Origin of the sequence: Pseudophaeobacter sp. TrK17 (assembly GCF_042192375.1) — a bacterium.
Classification (GTDB): domain Bacteria; phylum Pseudomonadota; class Alphaproteobacteria; order Rhodobacterales; family Rhodobacteraceae; genus Pseudophaeobacter.
On sequence record NZ_CP071700.1, the window covers coordinates 4,022,440 to 4,038,715 of the forward strand.

Annotated in this window: 16 protein-coding genes; 8 read left to right on the plus strand and 8 right to left on the minus strand. The window is 60.3% G+C overall.

From position 1 onward, the window contains the following. Positions 1-58 precede the first annotated feature (58 nt). Positions 59-1,393 carry an amidase gene (locus JZI28_RS19185; RefSeq protein WP_295452420.1) on the minus strand — a complete coding sequence of 445 codons (1,335 nt, stop codon included), beginning with the start codon at positions 1,391-1,393 and terminating at the stop codon, positions 59-61. Positions 1,394-1,547: 154 nt separating this feature from the next. Here JZI28_RS19185 and JZI28_RS19190 point away from each other — a divergent pair, with 154 nt between their 5' ends. After that, positions 1,548-2,774, plus strand: coding sequence for a UbiH/UbiF/VisC/COQ6 family ubiquinone biosynthesis hydroxylase (locus JZI28_RS19190; RefSeq protein ID WP_375698638.1), 1,227 nt, complete (start codon positions 1,548-1,550; stop codon positions 2,772-2,774). A 410-nt stretch (positions 2,775-3,184) separates the two neighbouring features. Here the strand turns inward: JZI28_RS19190 and JZI28_RS19195 are convergent, their stop codons facing one another. The 5 genes from JZI28_RS19195 to JZI28_RS19215 form a co-directional block, all read right to left on the minus strand. Next, positions 3,185-3,373 carry a Trm112 family protein gene (locus JZI28_RS19195; RefSeq protein ID WP_027242269.1) on the minus strand — a complete coding sequence of 63 codons (189 nt, stop codon included), beginning with the start codon at positions 3,371-3,373 and terminating at the stop codon, positions 3,185-3,187. After that, complete coding sequence (locus JZI28_RS19200; protein WP_375698639.1) at positions 3,370-4,014, minus strand: LON peptidase substrate-binding domain-containing protein; 645 nt, start codon at positions 4,012-4,014, stop codon at positions 3,370-3,372. Before JZI28_RS19200 ends, JZI28_RS19195 begins: the two co-directional genes overlap by 4 nt. 27 nt (positions 4,015-4,041) lie before the next feature. Then, positions 4,042-4,974 carry a tetratricopeptide repeat protein gene (locus JZI28_RS19205; RefSeq protein WP_295452409.1) on the minus strand — a complete coding sequence of 311 codons (933 nt, stop codon included), beginning with the start codon at positions 4,972-4,974 and terminating at the stop codon, positions 4,042-4,044. Between the two features lie 237 nt (positions 4,975-5,211). After that, complete coding sequence (locus JZI28_RS19210) at positions 5,212-6,000, minus strand: exodeoxyribonuclease III (protein ID WP_348153821.1); 789 nt, start codon at positions 5,998-6,000, stop codon at positions 5,212-5,214. Positions 6,001-6,222: 222 nt separating this feature from the next. Next, on the minus strand, positions 6,223-6,909 hold the full coding sequence (locus JZI28_RS19215) for a response regulator transcription factor (protein ID WP_295452403.1): 687 nt from the start codon (positions 6,907-6,909) through the stop codon (positions 6,223-6,225). 186 nt (positions 6,910-7,095) lie between these two features. Between JZI28_RS19215 and ribA the strand changes: the two genes are divergently transcribed. Together ribA and JZI28_RS19225 are read left to right on the plus strand one after the other, a co-directional pair. After that, positions 7,096-8,184 (plus strand): GTP cyclohydrolase II, encoded by a 1,089-nt coding sequence (ribA, locus tag JZI28_RS19220; RefSeq protein WP_375698640.1) that lies wholly within the window; start codon positions 7,096-7,098, stop codon positions 8,182-8,184. Next, the gene (locus tag JZI28_RS19225; protein WP_297340775.1) at positions 8,181-8,702 is read left to right on the plus strand and encodes a L,D-transpeptidase; all 522 of its coding nucleotides are present in this window, start codon (positions 8,181-8,183) and stop codon (positions 8,700-8,702) included. Before ribA ends, JZI28_RS19225 begins: the two co-directional genes overlap by 4 nt. A 6-nt stretch (positions 8,703-8,708) precedes the next feature. Here JZI28_RS19225 and JZI28_RS19230 read toward each other — a convergent pair whose 3' ends face one another. Further along, positions 8,709-9,371, minus strand: coding sequence for a YggS family pyridoxal phosphate-dependent enzyme (locus JZI28_RS19230; RefSeq protein ID WP_375698641.1), 663 nt, complete (start codon positions 9,369-9,371; stop codon positions 8,709-8,711). A gap of 121 nt (positions 9,372-9,492) precedes the next feature. Continuing rightward, positions 9,493-10,485, minus strand: coding sequence for a porin (locus JZI28_RS19235; RefSeq protein WP_375698642.1), 993 nt, complete (start codon positions 10,483-10,485; stop codon positions 9,493-9,495). Between the two features lie 392 nt (positions 10,486-10,877). On the opposite strand from JZI28_RS19235, the gene JZI28_RS19240 reads away from it, so the two are divergent. The 5 genes from JZI28_RS19240 (at position 10,878) to JZI28_RS19260 (ending at position 16,254) form a co-directional block, all read left to right on the plus strand. Beyond that, positions 10,878-11,366 carry a DUF3576 domain-containing protein gene (locus JZI28_RS19240; RefSeq protein WP_375698643.1) on the plus strand — a complete coding sequence of 163 codons (489 nt, stop codon included), beginning with the start codon at positions 10,878-10,880 and terminating at the stop codon, positions 11,364-11,366. Positions 11,367-11,463: 97 nt separating this feature from the next. Then, complete coding sequence (leuS, locus tag JZI28_RS19245; protein ID WP_375698644.1) at positions 11,464-14,031, plus strand: leucine--tRNA ligase; 2,568 nt, start codon at positions 11,464-11,466, stop codon at positions 14,029-14,031. Next, complete coding sequence (lptE, locus tag JZI28_RS19250) at positions 14,018-14,542, plus strand: LPS assembly lipoprotein LptE (protein ID WP_375698645.1); 525 nt, start codon at positions 14,018-14,020, stop codon at positions 14,540-14,542. Before leuS ends, lptE begins: the two co-directional genes overlap by 14 nt. Then, positions 14,539-15,567 carry a DNA polymerase III subunit delta gene (holA, locus tag JZI28_RS19255; RefSeq protein WP_295452384.1) on the plus strand — a complete coding sequence of 343 codons (1,029 nt, stop codon included), beginning with the start codon at positions 14,539-14,541 and terminating at the stop codon, positions 15,565-15,567. Before lptE ends, holA begins: the two co-directional genes overlap by 4 nt. Positions 15,568-15,660: 93 nt before the next feature. Beyond that, positions 15,661-16,254 carry a glutathione S-transferase family protein gene (locus JZI28_RS19260; RefSeq protein ID WP_375698646.1) on the plus strand — a complete coding sequence of 198 codons (594 nt, stop codon included), beginning with the start codon at positions 15,661-15,663 and terminating at the stop codon, positions 16,252-16,254. Positions 16,255-16,276: the final 22 nt, after the last annotated feature.

Genomic DNA, 16,276 nt, shown 5'->3' on the forward strand with positions numbered 1-16,276 from the left:
CGGCCTTGGGCAAATTTGTGGCATTCCGGCCAGACTTTGGCGATTGGCTGCCCCGGGGTTAAACTGCCAGGGCAGCTTCGATCCCCATGCCAACCCGCAGCAAAGCCTCCTCACAGTTGGGTTGGCCAAGGACCTGCAAACCACAACTGGGGGTGCCCGTAGGCAGGCTCAGCCCGCAGGTGCCCATCAGGTTGCCTATGCGGGTGTTGCGCAGGGTCAGCAGATTGGCCTGCACATAGTAGTCCTCCTCCTGCTCCAAACGCGCCAGATTGGGCGGCAGAATCGGGCAGCTGGGGGACAGGACGCCATCAAAGCCAGCCGTGGCCTGATCCCAGGCCATGCGGGCCTGTTCCAGCCGCCCCCAGGCGGCAACGTAGTCAGGCCCGGAAAACCCTGCGCCAGAGCGGAAACGCTCCAGGATCTTGTCAAACATCACCTCGGGGCTGGCCTCGATCACCTCTTTCCACAGCCCATAGGCCTCGGTGGTGAACAAAATAGCGCTGAGCCCCATGGGCTCAACCAGTTCGGGCACTTCCAGCGGCACAATCTCGGCGCCCGCCTGCTGCAGTTTTAGCAGCGCATCCGCGTAGCTTTGGGCGACTACAGGATCTAGATCATCCTGCGCAATCGTTTGCAGATCCGCAAATCGGCGCCCCTCAAGACCCGTCGCGCCACGCAGATCGGGGCCAGCTGTGCCCTCAAGCAACCCCAAAAACAGGCCGGCATCCTCAACCGAGCGCACCAGCGGGCCGATGGTGTCAAACTTCAGGCACAACGGCACCACCCCTTCGAGGCTAATCCGCCCGGCGGTGGTTTTCAGGCCCACCAGATCGTTCCAAGCCGAGGGAATGCGCACCGACCCCCCGGTATCAGAGCCAATGGCCCCTGCCGCCAGGTCAAAAGCAACCGAGGCTGCGGCGCCAGAGGACGAGCCCCCCGGCACTGCGGCCTCATCGTTGACACAGGGCGGCGTTGCTGTCACCGGATTGAGCCCCAGCCCGGAAAAGGCAAGCTCGCTCATATGGGTTTTTCCCAGGCACACAGCCCCCATGGAGGTCGCAACTTCCAGAACCAGGGCATCCTGATCCGGCACCCGGCCTTTGAGCAGCGCCGAGCCCGCCTCGGTCCCGGCCCCCGCAGAATCAAACAGGTCTTTCCAGCTGATCGGCACCCCATCAAGCGGGGAGCGGCGCAGCCCCGCCCGCGCCCGCTCGGCTGCGGCCTCGGCCTCAGCCAGAGCGCGCTCAGGGGTCACCGTGCTGTAAATGCGATCGCGATGCGGATGGCTGTCGATGGCCGCCAGATAGCACTGCGCCAAAGCAACTGGATCAATCTCTTGTGCTGCAATTCCCCGCCCCAGATCTGCGGCGCTCATCTTTAGCCAGTCCTGCATTGCCATCCCTCCGTTTGATTTTTCAGGACGGTAGCCCTCTGCTCAAACTGGTACAATCCCGAAGAGACGAAACAAGCCCGCAAAGCGGCTGAGAATTGCCTGCTTTTGATCCACTGCCATGGACAATTCCGCCAATCGGCGCATATTGCCAGCTATGAAAAACACATCCGATATTTTGATCGTTGGTGGCGGCTTGAACGGCCCCGCCCTGGCTTTGGCCCTGGCACAAACCGGCCATAGCGTCACCGTTGTCGACGCCCTGCCGCGCGGTGGGTTTGAGGATGAAGGCTTTGACGGCCGCGGCTATGCCCTGGCCCTGGCCTCGCAGCGGTTGCTGGCGCAGATCGGCATCTGGCCGCAGGTGGCCGAGCAGGCCCAGCCAATGCTGGAAATCAAAGCCAGCGATGGCCATGCCGGCGAAGGGGCGGCGCCGTTTTTTGTGCACTTTGATCACCGCGAGATCGAAGAAGGCCCGATGGGCTATATGTTGGAAGATCGCTATCTGCGCCGCGCCTTGCTCAAGGCGCTGGAGGAGGAGCCCCGCATTTCCCTGATCAACGGTGCCCGCGTGGTGGCCCAAGACACGGACCAGACCGGCGTTACCTTGACTTTGGCAAGTGGTGACACCCTGCGCGGCGGCATTCTGGTGGGGGCAGATGGGCGCAAAAGCGGCACCGCCGCGCGCGCCGGGATCAAGCGTACAGGCTGGGACTACGGCCAAACCGCGCTGGTCTGCGCCATTGATCACGAAAAGCCGCACCACGGCATTGCCCATCAGTTCTTTATGGAACCCGGCCCACTGGCGGTCTTACCGCTGCCGGGCAATCGCTCTTCGATAGTCTGGAGCGAAAAGACCGAGATGGCCGAGGCGATCCAGGGGCTGGATGACAGCGATTATATCACCGCGCTAAAGCCGCGATTTGGCAATTTCCTCGGCGAGATTTCCCTGGCGGGCAAACGCTTCACCTATCCGCTGAACCTGACCATCGCCAATAGTTTTACTGGCGCCCGGATGGCGCTGATTGGCGATGCGGCCCATGGCATGCATCCCATTGCCGGGCAGGGATTGAACGCAGGGCTGCGTGATGTTGGTGCCCTGGCGGAGGTGCTGACCGAGGCCCGGCGGCGTGGCGAAGATGCCGGATCCTCGCTGGTGCTGGACCGCTACCAACAGTGGCGCCGCTTTGACACCGCGACGCTTGTCGCTGGCACGGATATGGTCAACAAATTGTTTTCCAACGACAACCCACTGCTGCGCCTTGGCCGGGATCTGGGGATGGGGCTGGTCAACAACCTGCCCGGTCTGAGACGTGGTTTCATGCGCGAGGCTGCCGGGCTGACCGGCGATTTGCCGCGTCTGCTCAAAGGTGAAGCCATTTGACGTACCGCCCCGGCAAGGGGGGGCTCCCGCCCATCGCGTCAACACCTGCGGTGTTGCGATCTGGTTGGGCCCCGCGCCTTGCCTAACGGCAAGGCGCGGGGCCGCGGGTTTCACAGCTGTAGCTAAAAGCCACCCTGACCGCCGGCACCACTGCCGATAGATCGTCAAAGCCACAACGGCCCAAACTGCGCGCTCGCTGTGCGTAAGCACAGCGCCGGGCCCAAGGCCGCCAAGGCGCCCCAAAGGGGCACCTGCGGGCGCGGGAGCCCCCCCTTTTTTTCTGCTAAACCATGCAACAGCCGCGTTTGCTACAGCCTGAACCAAGGCAGTTTTCAAACGACAGAACTCATCCCAGAACAGAACGACCAGAGCGATCTAGCCGAGAACAACAGGAAAGAACTGCTGTAGGCCTACTCAATGGCGCGGGCTTCATCCACCAACATAACCGGAATGCCATTGCGGATTGGAAAGGCCAGATTAGCCGCTCTGGACAGCAATTCCTGCGCCTCAGCGTCATACTCCAGAGTGCCTTGGGTTTGTGGACACACCAAAGCCTCCAACATGCGGCGATCAAAGGTCACCGGTTTTGTATCACTCATTGCAAGATATCCTCATCTGCGCCGCCCCTTAGGGAAAACTCGATCAATGTCACCAGGGTTTTTCGCCTTGTGGCAAGGCAGGGCGCCTCTAGCAAGGCCTGTTTGTCTTCTGGCTCGAATTCCAACAACATCGACAGGGAGTTGATCAGCAGCTCATCTTCGGCCTCTTTCAGAGAATCCCAATCCGTTGACAGCCCCTTGGCCACAAAGAGCCGTTCCAGCAAAGCCAGAAAACCGGCACGGTCAAACTCGGTATCCGTCTCGGCAGCAGTGCCAAGATCGCGGTCAAACCCGGTCCAGCTGACGTCACATCGCCGGTAGGGGCTAAAGCCGCTGACTTCACCCAGAATACGAAACCTGGACAGGCCCGACAGGGTAACCATATAGCGGCCATCTTCGGTCTCGGAGAACTGCGTCACCCGTCCGGCGCAGCCAATGGCCTGCAGCGCCTCAGCATCCCCAGAGCCTGCGCAGGGCTGGATCATGCCAATCAGGCGCTCCGGGGTCTTCAGCGCATCTTCGAACATCTGCAAATAGCGCGGTTCAAAGATATGCAACGGCAGGCGGGCCCGGGGCAATAAAATCGCCCGGGGCAGTGGAAAGACAGCAATAGTGTCCGGCAGATCTGCGATATGCATCATGGCTATTACTGTAGGGCAGAGACCCAATTAGGCAAATATCAATGAGCTCAGCTTGCGGCGACCGTTCAAAACCACCGGATCATTGGGCTGCAGCGCGTCAAAGATAGTGAAAAGCTGCGCCTTGGCAGCGCCATCGTTCCACTCACGATCACGGCGGAACAGCTCCAGTAGCTCAGTCACCGCCGCCTCGGCATCACCGGCCGCATGTAGGGCCTGCGCCAATTCAAAGCGCGCGTCCAGATCCTCTGGGCTGGCCTCAACTTTGGCTGCCAGTTCGGCAACGGGGCCGGCGTTTTCCGCCTGTCGCGCCAGTTCGATCTGCGCCCGCGCCGCCTCGATCTCGGCAGCATCGGCAATCTCTGCCGGGGCGCCATTCAGAACCGCTTCGGCCTGGTCCAGATCTTCCAGCGCGATATGCGCCCGCGCCAGACCACCATAGGCCGCGGCGCTTTTGTCATCTTCGCCAATAATTGCTGCAAAGGTCTGCGCCGCATCCGCGACGTCACCATCTGCCAGCATTTGCTCGGCAACGTCCAGGGCTTCGCTCAGGCCACCGTCAGCACTGCCACCACCCGCCTCGATAGCCTTGTTGACAAAGGCTTCGATTTCGCTCGGCGGCACATTGCCCTGAAACATATCAATGGGGCGCCCTTCCACAAAGGCAACCACAGTTGGGATCGATTGCAGCGGCAACCCCTGCTGCGACAAAGCCTGGGCCAGGCGCTGGTTTTCATCGACATTGACCTTGGCCATGGTGACCGCGCCCTTGGCCTTGGTCACAACCGCCTCCAAGGCGGGGCCAAGCGTCTTGCAAGGACCACACCAGGGCGCCCAGAAATCAACGATGACCGGCGCCTGCATCGAGGCCTCGATCACATCCTGCATAAAGGTCGCCTCACCGACGTCCTTGATCACATCACCTGCGGGGGCTGCGGTGCCCGCTCCGCCAATAATATCCATTGTCTCAATCTTCTCCGTTTGAAGCTTGGCCCCTATATGGAGCGCCGGAACACAGAAACCAAGAGTGGAGTTCTCTCCGCCCTGGTCCCACTGTCATTTCTCGCCAGCCTAAGACGCTTGGTGTCCGACCTCAACACAGCGCACCCGCGCCGCGCCCTGGCGCGGCGCCGGGCCCAACGGGAAGCGGGCATCTGTGATGCCCAAACGACGGGCGGGAGCCCCCGTTCCTCAAGAACGTTACAGATCAAAGGTGGCAAAAACCGGCGCGTGGTCACTGGGTTTTTCCCAGCCCCGTGCGGCGCGCAGAACCCGGCTGGAATGCGCTGCCTGACGAATGTCCCCGGTGGCCCAGACGTGATCCAAACGGCGACCTTTGTCAGCCGCGTCCCAATCCTTGGCCCGGTAGCTCCACCAGCTATACAGCAGCCCCTCAGGAATATCTGCGCGGGTCACATCGGCCCAACCTCCGGCCTCCTGCACCTCTGCCAGAAGATCCACCTCCACCGGCGTGTGGCTGACGATCTTCAGCATTTTCTTGTGGTCCCAGACGTCATCTTCGCGCGGCGCGATATTGAGATCACCAACCAGAATGGATTTTTCAGGCTTCTCCGCCTTAAACCAGTCCCGCATCTCGCTCAGGTAATCCAGCTTCTGACCAAATTTCTCATTCACCTCCCGGTCAGGTTTGTCCCCACCCGCAGGCACGTAGAAATTATGCACAGTCACGCCATTTTCAAGCCGCCCCGCGATATGGCGCGCATGGCCGAGATTGGCAAAATCCTCAGCCCCGGCTTCCACGATGGGCAAGCGCGATAAAATGGCGACGCCGTTATATCCCTTCTGCCCACGTGCAACCATATAGGGGTAGCCCAAATCGGCAAAACCCTGTGTCGGGATCTTGTCCACCGGGCTTTTACACTCCTGCAGACACAGCACATCCGGGCCTTCCTCGCGCAAAAGTTTTTGCACCAGCTCTTCGCGCAGGCGGACAGAGTTAATGTTCCAGGTCGCAAGGGAAAAAGCCATGTAGATGCTCCGATTGGCAGGGGTATGCCACTCGCTATCACAGTGCTGCTAACCCGAGAAGAGAGCAGAGACGGGATTTTTGTGAAATCCAGTTTGCCCCCCTGGGGGACGCACAGAGCCAAAAGCCGCAAAAAAAGGCCGGGCATAAAGCCCGGCCCAGTCCAACAGGGAGGTGCACATCATAACCCGGACATGCGCGGGATGAGGGAAAAAAGACAGGCGCTAGCTGATCAGACGATAGCCACCGGATTCCGTTACCAGGATACGGGCATTGGAGGGATCCGGTTCGATCTTTTGGCGCAGCCGATAGATATGGGTTTCCAAGGTATGCGTGGTGACACCGGCGTTATAGCCCCAGACCTCATGCAGCAGCACATCCCGCGCCACCACCCCATCGGTGGAGCGATAGAGGAATTTCAGGATATTGGTCTCTTTCTCGGTCAGCCGGATCTTGCGCTCATCCTCGGTCAGCAACATCTTCATCGCCGGCTTGAACGTATAGGGCCCAAGCACAAAAACCGCATCTTCGGATTGTTCATGCTGGCGCAGCTGGGCGCGGATACGCGCCAGAAGCACCGGAAATTTGAAAGGTTTCGAGACATAGTCATTGGCACCGGCATCCAGTCCCAGAATGGTGTCTGAATCGCTGTCATGGCCTGTCAGCATCAGGATCGGCGCCTTGACGCCTTGCTTGCGCATCAGGCGGCACAGCTCGCGACCATCAGTGTCAGGCAAGCCCACATCCAGGATCACCAGATCATACAGCGCCTCTTTCACGCGCTCCATGGCGCCTTGGCCATTTTCGGCCTCAAAGACATCAAAGTCCTCGGTCATAATCAGCTGTTCACTCAGAGCCTCGCGCAGATCCTCGTCATCATCCACCAGTAGAATTTTCTTCAGTTGCGCCATGGTTCTGGTCTCCCGCCTCTAGATCCTGTTTGCGTGACTGACAGATGCGCCTCCCCCCTGCAAAGGACAAGATATGCTGCAAAACATTCACGCCGTCGTGTCCGTAGCAAAGGAATTATTTCACTTCTGTTGAAATTGAGCCTAGGAAAGGCCGGTATTTATGTCACCCAATGCTGGATTTGCCGCATGAGCCTGATGCCCACCATGATCGAACTCTTGGCCCGCGCGCGGGTAGATCTGCGCATGGGGCTGCCAGTCGTCCTGATTGAGGAGGGGCAAGCCGCCCTAGCGATCGCCGCCGAGAGCCTGTCACAGGACCGCTTGACCGAAATGCAGGCGCTGGGAGAGGTCACCCTGGCCCTGACCGCACGCCGCGCCGAGACCCTGAAGGCCCGCGCCTATGATGGCGATACCGCCCGCATCCACCTGCCAGACGCAGCAGATCTGGGTTGGATCCAGGCGCTGGCAGATCCGGCGGATGACCTGAAGGCGCCGATGAAAGGCCCCCTGGTCAGCGCCCGTGAGGGCTCCGCCACCCTGCACCGTCTGGCCATTGCTCTGGTGAAATCGGCGCGGCTGCTGCCCGCTGCATTGTTGGTGCCGCTGGAGAGTGGCGCGCAGTTTGCCGTCAGCCATGGGCTCACCCTGTTGCCGCAGGCTGCCGCTGAACCGCTGATGAGCCAAAGCTCGCCGCTGCATGCCGTCGCTGCCGCCCGCCTGCCGATGCAGGCGGCCGAGGCTGGTCGGCTGCATGTGTTTCGCCCCGAAGATGGCGCCGAAGAACACTACGCCATCGAAGTGGGTCGGCCCGATCGACACCAGCCGGTTCTGGCACGGCTGCATTCGGCCTGTTTCACTGGCGATGTTCTGGGATCGCTGAAATGCGACTGCGGCCCGCAGCTCAACGCGGCGCTGGCGCAGATGGGGGCGACGGGCAGCGGCGTGTTGCTTTACCTCAACCAAGAGGGGCGCGGCATTGGTCTGGCCAACAAGATGCGCGCCTATTCCCTGCAGGATCAAGGGTTTGACACGGTGGAAGCCAACCATCGCCTGGGCTTTGAAGATGACGAACGCGATTTCCGCCTTGGCTCTGCCATCCTGAAAGAGCTGGGGTTTTCCCAGGTGCGTCTGTTGACCAACAACCCAAACAAGATCGCGATGATGGAAAAAACCGGCATCAAGGTCACCGAGCGGGTGGCGCTTAAAGTTGGCGAAAATGCCTTCAACGCGCAGTATCTGGCCACCAAGGCCGCCAAATCGGGTCACATGTTGTGACCACCACACCGCCCTATTCTGCAGCAGATCTGGTGCTGACCAAGCGCGGTCTGCGCTTTGCCGGACGGCTGTTGCCCTGCAGCATCGGCAAGGGCGGCATCTCGCGCAACAAGCGCGAAGGCGACGGGGCCACGCCAACCGGGCTGCACCACATTGTCGGGATGCTGTACCGCCCGGACCGCATGGCCAGACCAAATGCCTGGGCCCGGCCGATTGGCCCCGGTGATCTGTGGTCGGATGACAGTCACGACAGCCACTACAACACCCTGGTCACAGCGCCTTATGGATTCAGCCACGAGCACCTGCGCCGGGCCGACCCTTTGTATGATCTGGTGCTGATACTGGATTGGAACTGGCCCAATGCCACCCCCGGCAAGGGCTCTGCCATATTTATCCACCAATGGCGCCGTCCGGGATATCCGACCGAGGGCTGCATCGCCTTTGATCGGCGCGATCTACAGTGGCTGGCCGCCCGCGTAGAGCCGGGCAGCCGGGTGATTGTCCCAGATCTGGCTTAGGCTCGGTCAGGCTTGCGTATCATAAGCGCGGGCGCCAAAGATGGCTGAGCCAACCCGCACATGGGTTGCCCCATGGGCGATGGCCTGCTCGAAATCGCCGCTCATTCCCATGGACAGCCCCGCCAGCCCATTGCGGGCGGCAATTTCTGCCAGCTGGGTGAAATGATCGGCTGCGGCCTCATCTACCGGCGGGATACACATCAGGCCTTTGACCGGTAGATCCAGCCCACGGCACTCGGCGACAAAGCCATCGGCCTCCTCCGGCAGGATGCCTGCCTTTTGTGGTTCGGCTCCGGTATTGACCTGAATGAACAGATCCGGGCAGTGGCCCAGCTCCTGCGCCAGCCGTGCGATACTTTTGGCCAGCTTTGGGCGATCCAGCGTATGAATGGCGTTGAACAGCTCCATCGCCTGACGCGCCTTGTTGCTTTGCAAGGGGCCAATCAGATGCAGATCCAGCCCGCTATAGGTCTGGGAAAAATCTGGCCATTTGCCCAGGGCCTCTTGCACCCGGTTTTCACCAAAGCAGCGCTGACCTTCGTCTAGCACCGCTGCGACCCGTGTATTTGGCTGGACCTTGGACACCGCAATCAGCGTCACCGATCCTGCGGGACGGTCAGCAGCAGCCTCTGCCGCGGTGATACGGGTTTTTATTTCTTGCAGCGACATTTAGCGTCCTCCGGTTTTGACGCCAGAACAACACTGTTTGGCGGCAAATGTTAAGAGCCAAACGAAAAGGGCGAGCTCTGTTAAGAGCCCGCCCCCAATTCACGCTAAGCGTAAGTTCAGCTTAGAAGCTGAAGTATACACCAGCCTGGAACTGGTTGTCGTCGTCTGCTTCGTCAACATAGCCAGCAACGAAGGTAGCGCCGCCACCCAGGTCGTACTGGTAGTTGATGCCGAAGGAGGTGCCGTCAGCTGTGTCAGCTGCGGTAACAACACCGGAAACGTCGGTGGAGTTCACCCAAACCAGGATGTTGGAAGCAGCGCCGATGTCCATGTTACCTTCGAGGGTAACCGAGTCAGCCGCGTCGGTGGAACCGTAGGCCAGACGTGCGCCGAATGCACCGAAGTCACCGCCAGCAGCAACAAAGGTGATGTCGTTAGCAGCAACCGAAGAAGACTGAGCAGCAGCTGTTACATAGTAGTCCGAGAAGGAGTATGTCAGCATGATGCCGGTACGGTCTTCGCCGCCAGCTTTACCCAGAACGAGGCCGCCGTTTTGCTGGCTGTAGGACACGTGGCCAGTGAAGCCGCCCACGGAGTACAGAGCTTCGAGGCCGTTTGCGCCCATGCCGTCAGAGGAATATGCATCCCAGTTGAAGGCGGTACCGGTGCGGGATTTGATAACCAGCGAGTGGAAACCCATGCCGTCGATGCCTGTGCCGGCGGAACGAGCGCCAGTTACGTACAGACCAGGTGCGTTTTCAACAGCACCGATGATGTTGCCAACGTTGACAGCCAGGCCGCCGTAGGTCACGCCAAAACGTGCGCCGTTGAAGCCATTGTCGCCACCAGGAGCACTTTGACCTGGGTTGCCGTCACGGCTTTCGGACTGCATACGAACGCGAGCGTTGAAGCCAATGCCGCCGTCAGATTCGGTGGACATGTCGACCTGCAGACGCAGACGGCTGGTGATGTTGGTTTCGGAAACGCCAGCAACACGCTCGTTGGCGGAGTTGTAGTCCAGACCAAAGCGGCCGTAACCGGACAGACGGACGTCAGCAGCTGCCATGCCGGCAGTGGCGATCAGCGCGGTAGTCGCGAAGAGAACCTTTTTCATCGATTTTTCCCTCGGTTTTCAATTCTGATGCCCAAACCGGGGAATCCGGTGTGGGTATGACAAGGGGTTTCGCTTTTTCACCCCCGTTTTGGCAAGAGCGGCCCAACTGCCAGCCAGCATTGCTCTTTCGGATGGTGCAGCTTTGCCACAGTCTTAAGCCTGCCCCGGCTCTTCCCCCTCTGAATCCGCCTGATTTGCTCTCTGTGCAGCGCGTTCATCAACAACAATCCGCGCAGCACCATGATAACAAGTCTGCCCGTAATTGGCTGTGCCCCATATATAACTGTCTGCCCACACGATTCGCTGGAAGCTGGCGCAGATCGCTAAACCCCTTGCTCCGCAACCCGCCGATACGGTAGGAGTGCGCCGAGATACTGGCGCCGGGAGTGACGATGACACTGCATAAGATAGTAAAGACAACTCTTATCGGAGTTGTGTGCCTTGGATTAGCAGCCTGTGGCGGGCGCTCTGACAGAACCGGTCCCCGTGGGACAGCCCCTCAAGAATTCAACAATGATGTTGATACTGCCCAAAGCAGCAAGTCATCGATCTGGGATCTGTTCGGCGGCACGCCGGATCAGAAGGTTCAGGTGAACCGCTACCTGTGGAATGCCACCCTGGATGTGCTGGAATTCCTGCCAGTGCAATCGGTTGACCCCTTCACCGGCGTCATCGTAACCGGCTATGGCACCCCTCCTGGCAGCGGCCGTTCCTATCGCGCCACGGTTCACATCAAAGACCCGGCCCTGGACGCGCGGTCACTGAATGTTTCGTTGCAGACAAAGGGCGGCCGCCCTGTCAGCGCATCGACCACCCGCGCCGTCGAGGACGCAATCCTGTCACGCGCCCGCCAGTTGCGCATCGCTGACAAGAACCTCTGACAGGCCGTCACGACGGCTCTGGAACAGAGATCAAAACAACAGTATTACATGCGCCGGGTCACCACCCGGCGTTTTCATTCTTAAAGGACCTGTCGTGATGTCGCGCTACGCTGCCACCAAAATCGAAGAAAAATGGCAAAAGGCCTGGGATGAGGCCGGTATTTTTGAGGCCAAACGCATACCTGGGAAAGAGAAATACTATGTGCTCGAGATGTTCCCCTACCCATCGGGGAAGCTGCACATGGGTCATGTGCGCAACTACACCATGGGCGACGTGGTGGCGCGCTACAAGATGTCCACCGGACATAACGTATTACACCCAATGGGCTGGGATGCCTTTGGCATGCCCGCAGAAAACGCTGCAATGGCCAGCGGTGGCCACCCCAAGGACTGGACCTACGCCAATATCGACGCGATGAAAGAGCAGATGAAGCCCCTGGGCCTGTCGCTCGACTGGTCGCGCGAATTTGCCACCTGTGACGAAGATTACTACGGCCAGCAACAGGCGCTGTTCCTGGATTTCCTCGACAAGGGGTTGGTTTACCGCAAAAACGCCGTGGTGAACTGGGATCCGGTTGATATGACCGTTCTGGCCAACGAACAGGTCGAAGGCGGCCGTGGCTGGCGTTCCGGCGCGCTGGTGGAACGGCGCGAGCTGACCCAGTGGTTCTTCAAGATCTCTGACTATTCCGAAGAGCTGCTGAGCGCGCTGGACGGGCTGGACAACTGGCCCGCCAAGGTGCGCCTGATGCAAGAGAACTGGATCGGCAAATCCCGCGGTCTGCAGTTTGGCTTTGAGCGCACAGATGGCGGTGATCCGATTGACGTCTACACCACCCGCCCCGACACCCTGATGGGCGCGTCCTTTGTCGGTATTTCGCCCGATCACCCCATTGCCAAAGAGCTCGAAGCGAAATCCGCTGAAGTAGCTGAATTTGTTGCACAATGCCGCAAGGGCGGCACCACCGAAGAGGCCATCGAGACCGCTGAAAAGCTGGGCTACGACACCGGCATTCGGGTGAAACACCCGCTGAACCCGGACTGGGAACTGCCGGTCTGGATCGCCAATTTTATCCTGATGGACTACGGCACCGGCGCCATCTTTGCCTGTCCGGCCCATGACCAGCGCGACCTGGATTTCTGCCGCAAATACGATCTGCCGGTGAAAAACGCCTTCTTCACATTGGAAGACGCAACACCGGTTGCAAACGAGGCCCTGGTGCCTGCCAAATCGGAAAAAGTCCGCTGGGTTGACCATTTTGCCGGTCTCACCGAGGCCACCGGCGAAGAAGCCATCAACACCACCGTTGATTTCGCCGAAAAGGCCGGTTGGGGCGAGGGCGTCACCAAATACCGCCTGCGCGACTGGGGCCTGTCGCGTCAGCGCTATTGGGGCTGCCCGATTCCCGTGGTGCATTGCGCCGATTGCGGCGTGGTGCCGGAAAAGAAAGAAAACCTGCCCATCGCCCTGCCCTATGACGAAGACGGCAAGGCGATTGATTTCTCGGTGCCGGGCAACCCGCTGGATCGTCACCCCAGCTGGCGCGATTGTGCCTGCCCCGCCTGTGGCAAACCGGCCCGACGCGAAACCGATACCATGGACACCTTCGTGGACTCCTCCTGGTATTTCTCCCGTTTCACCGCGCCACATGCCAAAACACCCACCATTCTGCCCGAGGCCGAATACTGGATGAATGTGGATCAGTATATCGGCGGCGTGGAACATGCGATTCTGCACCTGCTTTATGCCCGGTTCTTTTCCCGCGCGATGAAGATCTGCGGCCACCTGCCGGATGGCTGCGAAGAGCCCTTTGACGCGCTGTTCACCCAGGGCATGGTGACCCATGCGATCTATCAAAGCACGGGAGCCAATGGTCGGCCCGTCTACCACTACCCCGAAGAGGTGGAGTTGCGCGACGGTGGCGCCTTCCTGAAAGAGAGCGGCGCCGAGGTGAAAATCATCCCGTCGGCCAAGATGTCGAAGTCCAAAAACAACGTGGTCGATCCGCTGTCGATCATCTCCTCCTACGGCGCCGACACTGCGCGTTGGTTTGTCCTCTCCGATTCGCCCCCCGAACGGGACGTGGAATGGACCGCCTCCGGCGCCGAGGCCTCCTACAAGCACCTCAACCGGGTCTGGAATCTCTGCGACAAGATTGCCGCGATGGAGCCCGGAACAGCGGGTCAGGGCGACGAAGACCTGCTGCGTGAGATGCATAAAACCATCCGCGACGTGACCCTGGGCATTGAAAGCTTTGGCTTTAACGCCTCCATCGCGCGGCTCTATGGCTTCACCAATACCCTGGCCAAATCCAAGGCGGGGCAAGCGGCACAGAAACAGGCCATCATGGTGCTGGCGCAGCTGATGTCCCCCATGGTGCCGCACCTTGCCGAAGACATCTGGGCCCACCAGGGTGGGACCGGTCTGGTCACCACAGCGCCCTGGCCGGTGGCGGATGAGGCGATGCTGGTCGAGGCCAGCGTCACCCTGCCGATCCAGATCAATGGCAAACGCCGTGGGGAAATCACCGTGGCGGCTGATCTCGACAAAGCAGAGGTTGAAAAAATCGCCCTGGCACACGAAGCTGTACAAAAGGCGCTGAATGGCGGCGCCCCGAAAAAGGTCATCGTGGTGCCGGGTCGTATCGTCAATGTCGTTGCTTAAACAGTCTTTGCTGATCTTAACGCTGGCCGCCTCTGTGGTGGTCAGTGCCTGTGGCTTTACCCCGGTGCATGTACCGGGGGGCACCGGGGATGCGCTCTATGGGGAGGTGGATATCACCTTTCCCGACCTGCCCGATTCGACTGGCGACAAGAATGCCTATTTCCTGGTGCGGGATCTGGAACAGCGTCTGGGACGCGCCAGCAGTGGCGCCTACCAACTTGACCTGACCCTGACCACCAGAACCGACGGCCAGGCGATCACAGCTGACAACTCGATCACCCGCTATTCGATCATCGGCGCTGCGGGCTACAGCCTCACGCGAAAATCGGATGGGGTGGTGGTGGCCAGCGGCAGTGAGACCAACTTCACCGGCTATTCTGCCACTGGCTCAACCGTTGAAACCCTTGCCGGGGAGCGCGACGCCTATAAGCGCCTGATGCGCATTCTGGCGGATCAGATCTCAGCCCGCCTGCTGGCCTCAGCGGATCTGACCCCCACAGCCGCCGAATGAAGCTTTCGCCGCGTGACACCGACGCCTATTGCCAACGCCCGGATCCCTCCAAGACCGGGCTGCTGATCTATGGTGCCGATGCCATGCGGGTAGCGTTAAAGCGCCAGCAGATGCTCGCCGCACTGCTGGGGCCTGGCGCAGATGAAGAAATGCGCCTTGCCCGGATGCCGGGCAGCGAGCTGCGCAAAGACCCCGCGCAGTTGTTGGATGCGGTCAAGGCGGTCGGCTTTTTCCCCGGCGCCCGCGCAGTTTTTGTGGAAGAGGCCAACGACACCGCCGCCCCGGCGATCCTGGCCGCACTCGAAGAATGGCAACCGGGAGACGCGCAGATTATCGTCACCGCCGGCCAGCTCAAAGCCACCTCAAAGCTGCGCAAGGGGTTTGAAAGCCACTCAAATGCCTATGCCACCGGTATCTATGACGATCCCCCTTCGCGGGCGGAGATTGAGCGTATCCTGGGCGCGGCGCAGATCCGCGATGTGCCAAATGACAGCATGCTGGCGCTGACTGATATTGCCAATGACATTGGCCCCGGGGATTTCTCCCGGATGATCGACAAGCTGTCGCTTTATAAACACGGCGACACTGCGCCGTTGTCACTGGAGGATATCCAGGCGGTGGCGCCACAGTCCACCGAGGCGGCCTTGGATGATGTGCTCAACGTGGTGGCCGAGGGGCGCACCGCCGAAATTGGCCCCTTGATCAGTAGATTACAGTCGCAAGGCACCAATGCTGTGACACTGTGTATTGGCGCTACCCGACATTTTCGCACGCTTTACACTGTTGCCGCCGATCCCGGCGGTCCGGCGCAGGGTATTGGCCGTTTGCGGCCGCCGCTCTATGGCAAGCGCCGCGACAGGGTGTTGCGCCAGGCGCAAAACTGGGGCGCGGATCGGTTGCAACGGGGCCTGACAATCCTGACAGACACCGACCTGATGCTGCGCTCAGCCGGGCAAACCGCGCCGGCCCTGGCGCTGATGGAACGTGCGCTGATCCGGCTGTCGATGCTGGGCCGCGCCCGCTAAGGCTGTACGCGCTGCGTCACATGTCCTTTCCAGCCTTGACCTCTCGCCCCCAGGCTTCATCTTGGCGCCAACGTCCAAGAGGGAGAGACCATCATGTATACAGTTGTCGGCGCACCTATGACACGCAGCTTTCGGGTGCTGTGGGCCCTGGAAGAACTGGGCCAGCCCTATGAGCTGATCCCGGCCCTGCCACAAAGCCCCGAAATCCTGAAGGTAACGGACTCGGGCAAGGTGCCTGCCCTGATTGAGGGGGACGCGGTGCTGACCGATTCCACCGCGATCATCACCTATCTGGCGGACAAACACGGCAGCCTTACAGCGCCGGCCGGCACGCTGGCGCGGGCGCAGCAAGATGCCATGACCCAGCGGTTTCTGGATGAGCTGGACGCGGTGTTGTGGACCGCCGCGCGGCACAGCTTTGCCCTGCCCAAGGACCAGCGCGTGGCAGATGTGAAACCCAGCTTGATGTGGGAATTCAATCGCAACCTCAACCGAATCGCGCCGTTGATCAAAGGCCCCTTTGTCATGGGGGAAAACTTTACCCTGGCGGATATCGTTCTGACCCATTGCCTGAGCTGGGCCTTTGGCGCCAAGTTTCCAGTGGATAACCAAGCGATGCTGGACTACGGCAAGGCCATGCGTGGGCGGGCGGCGCATCAGCGGGTTACGGCCCTCACCAAGACCTAGCAGCGCCCCGGCCCAGTTGTGC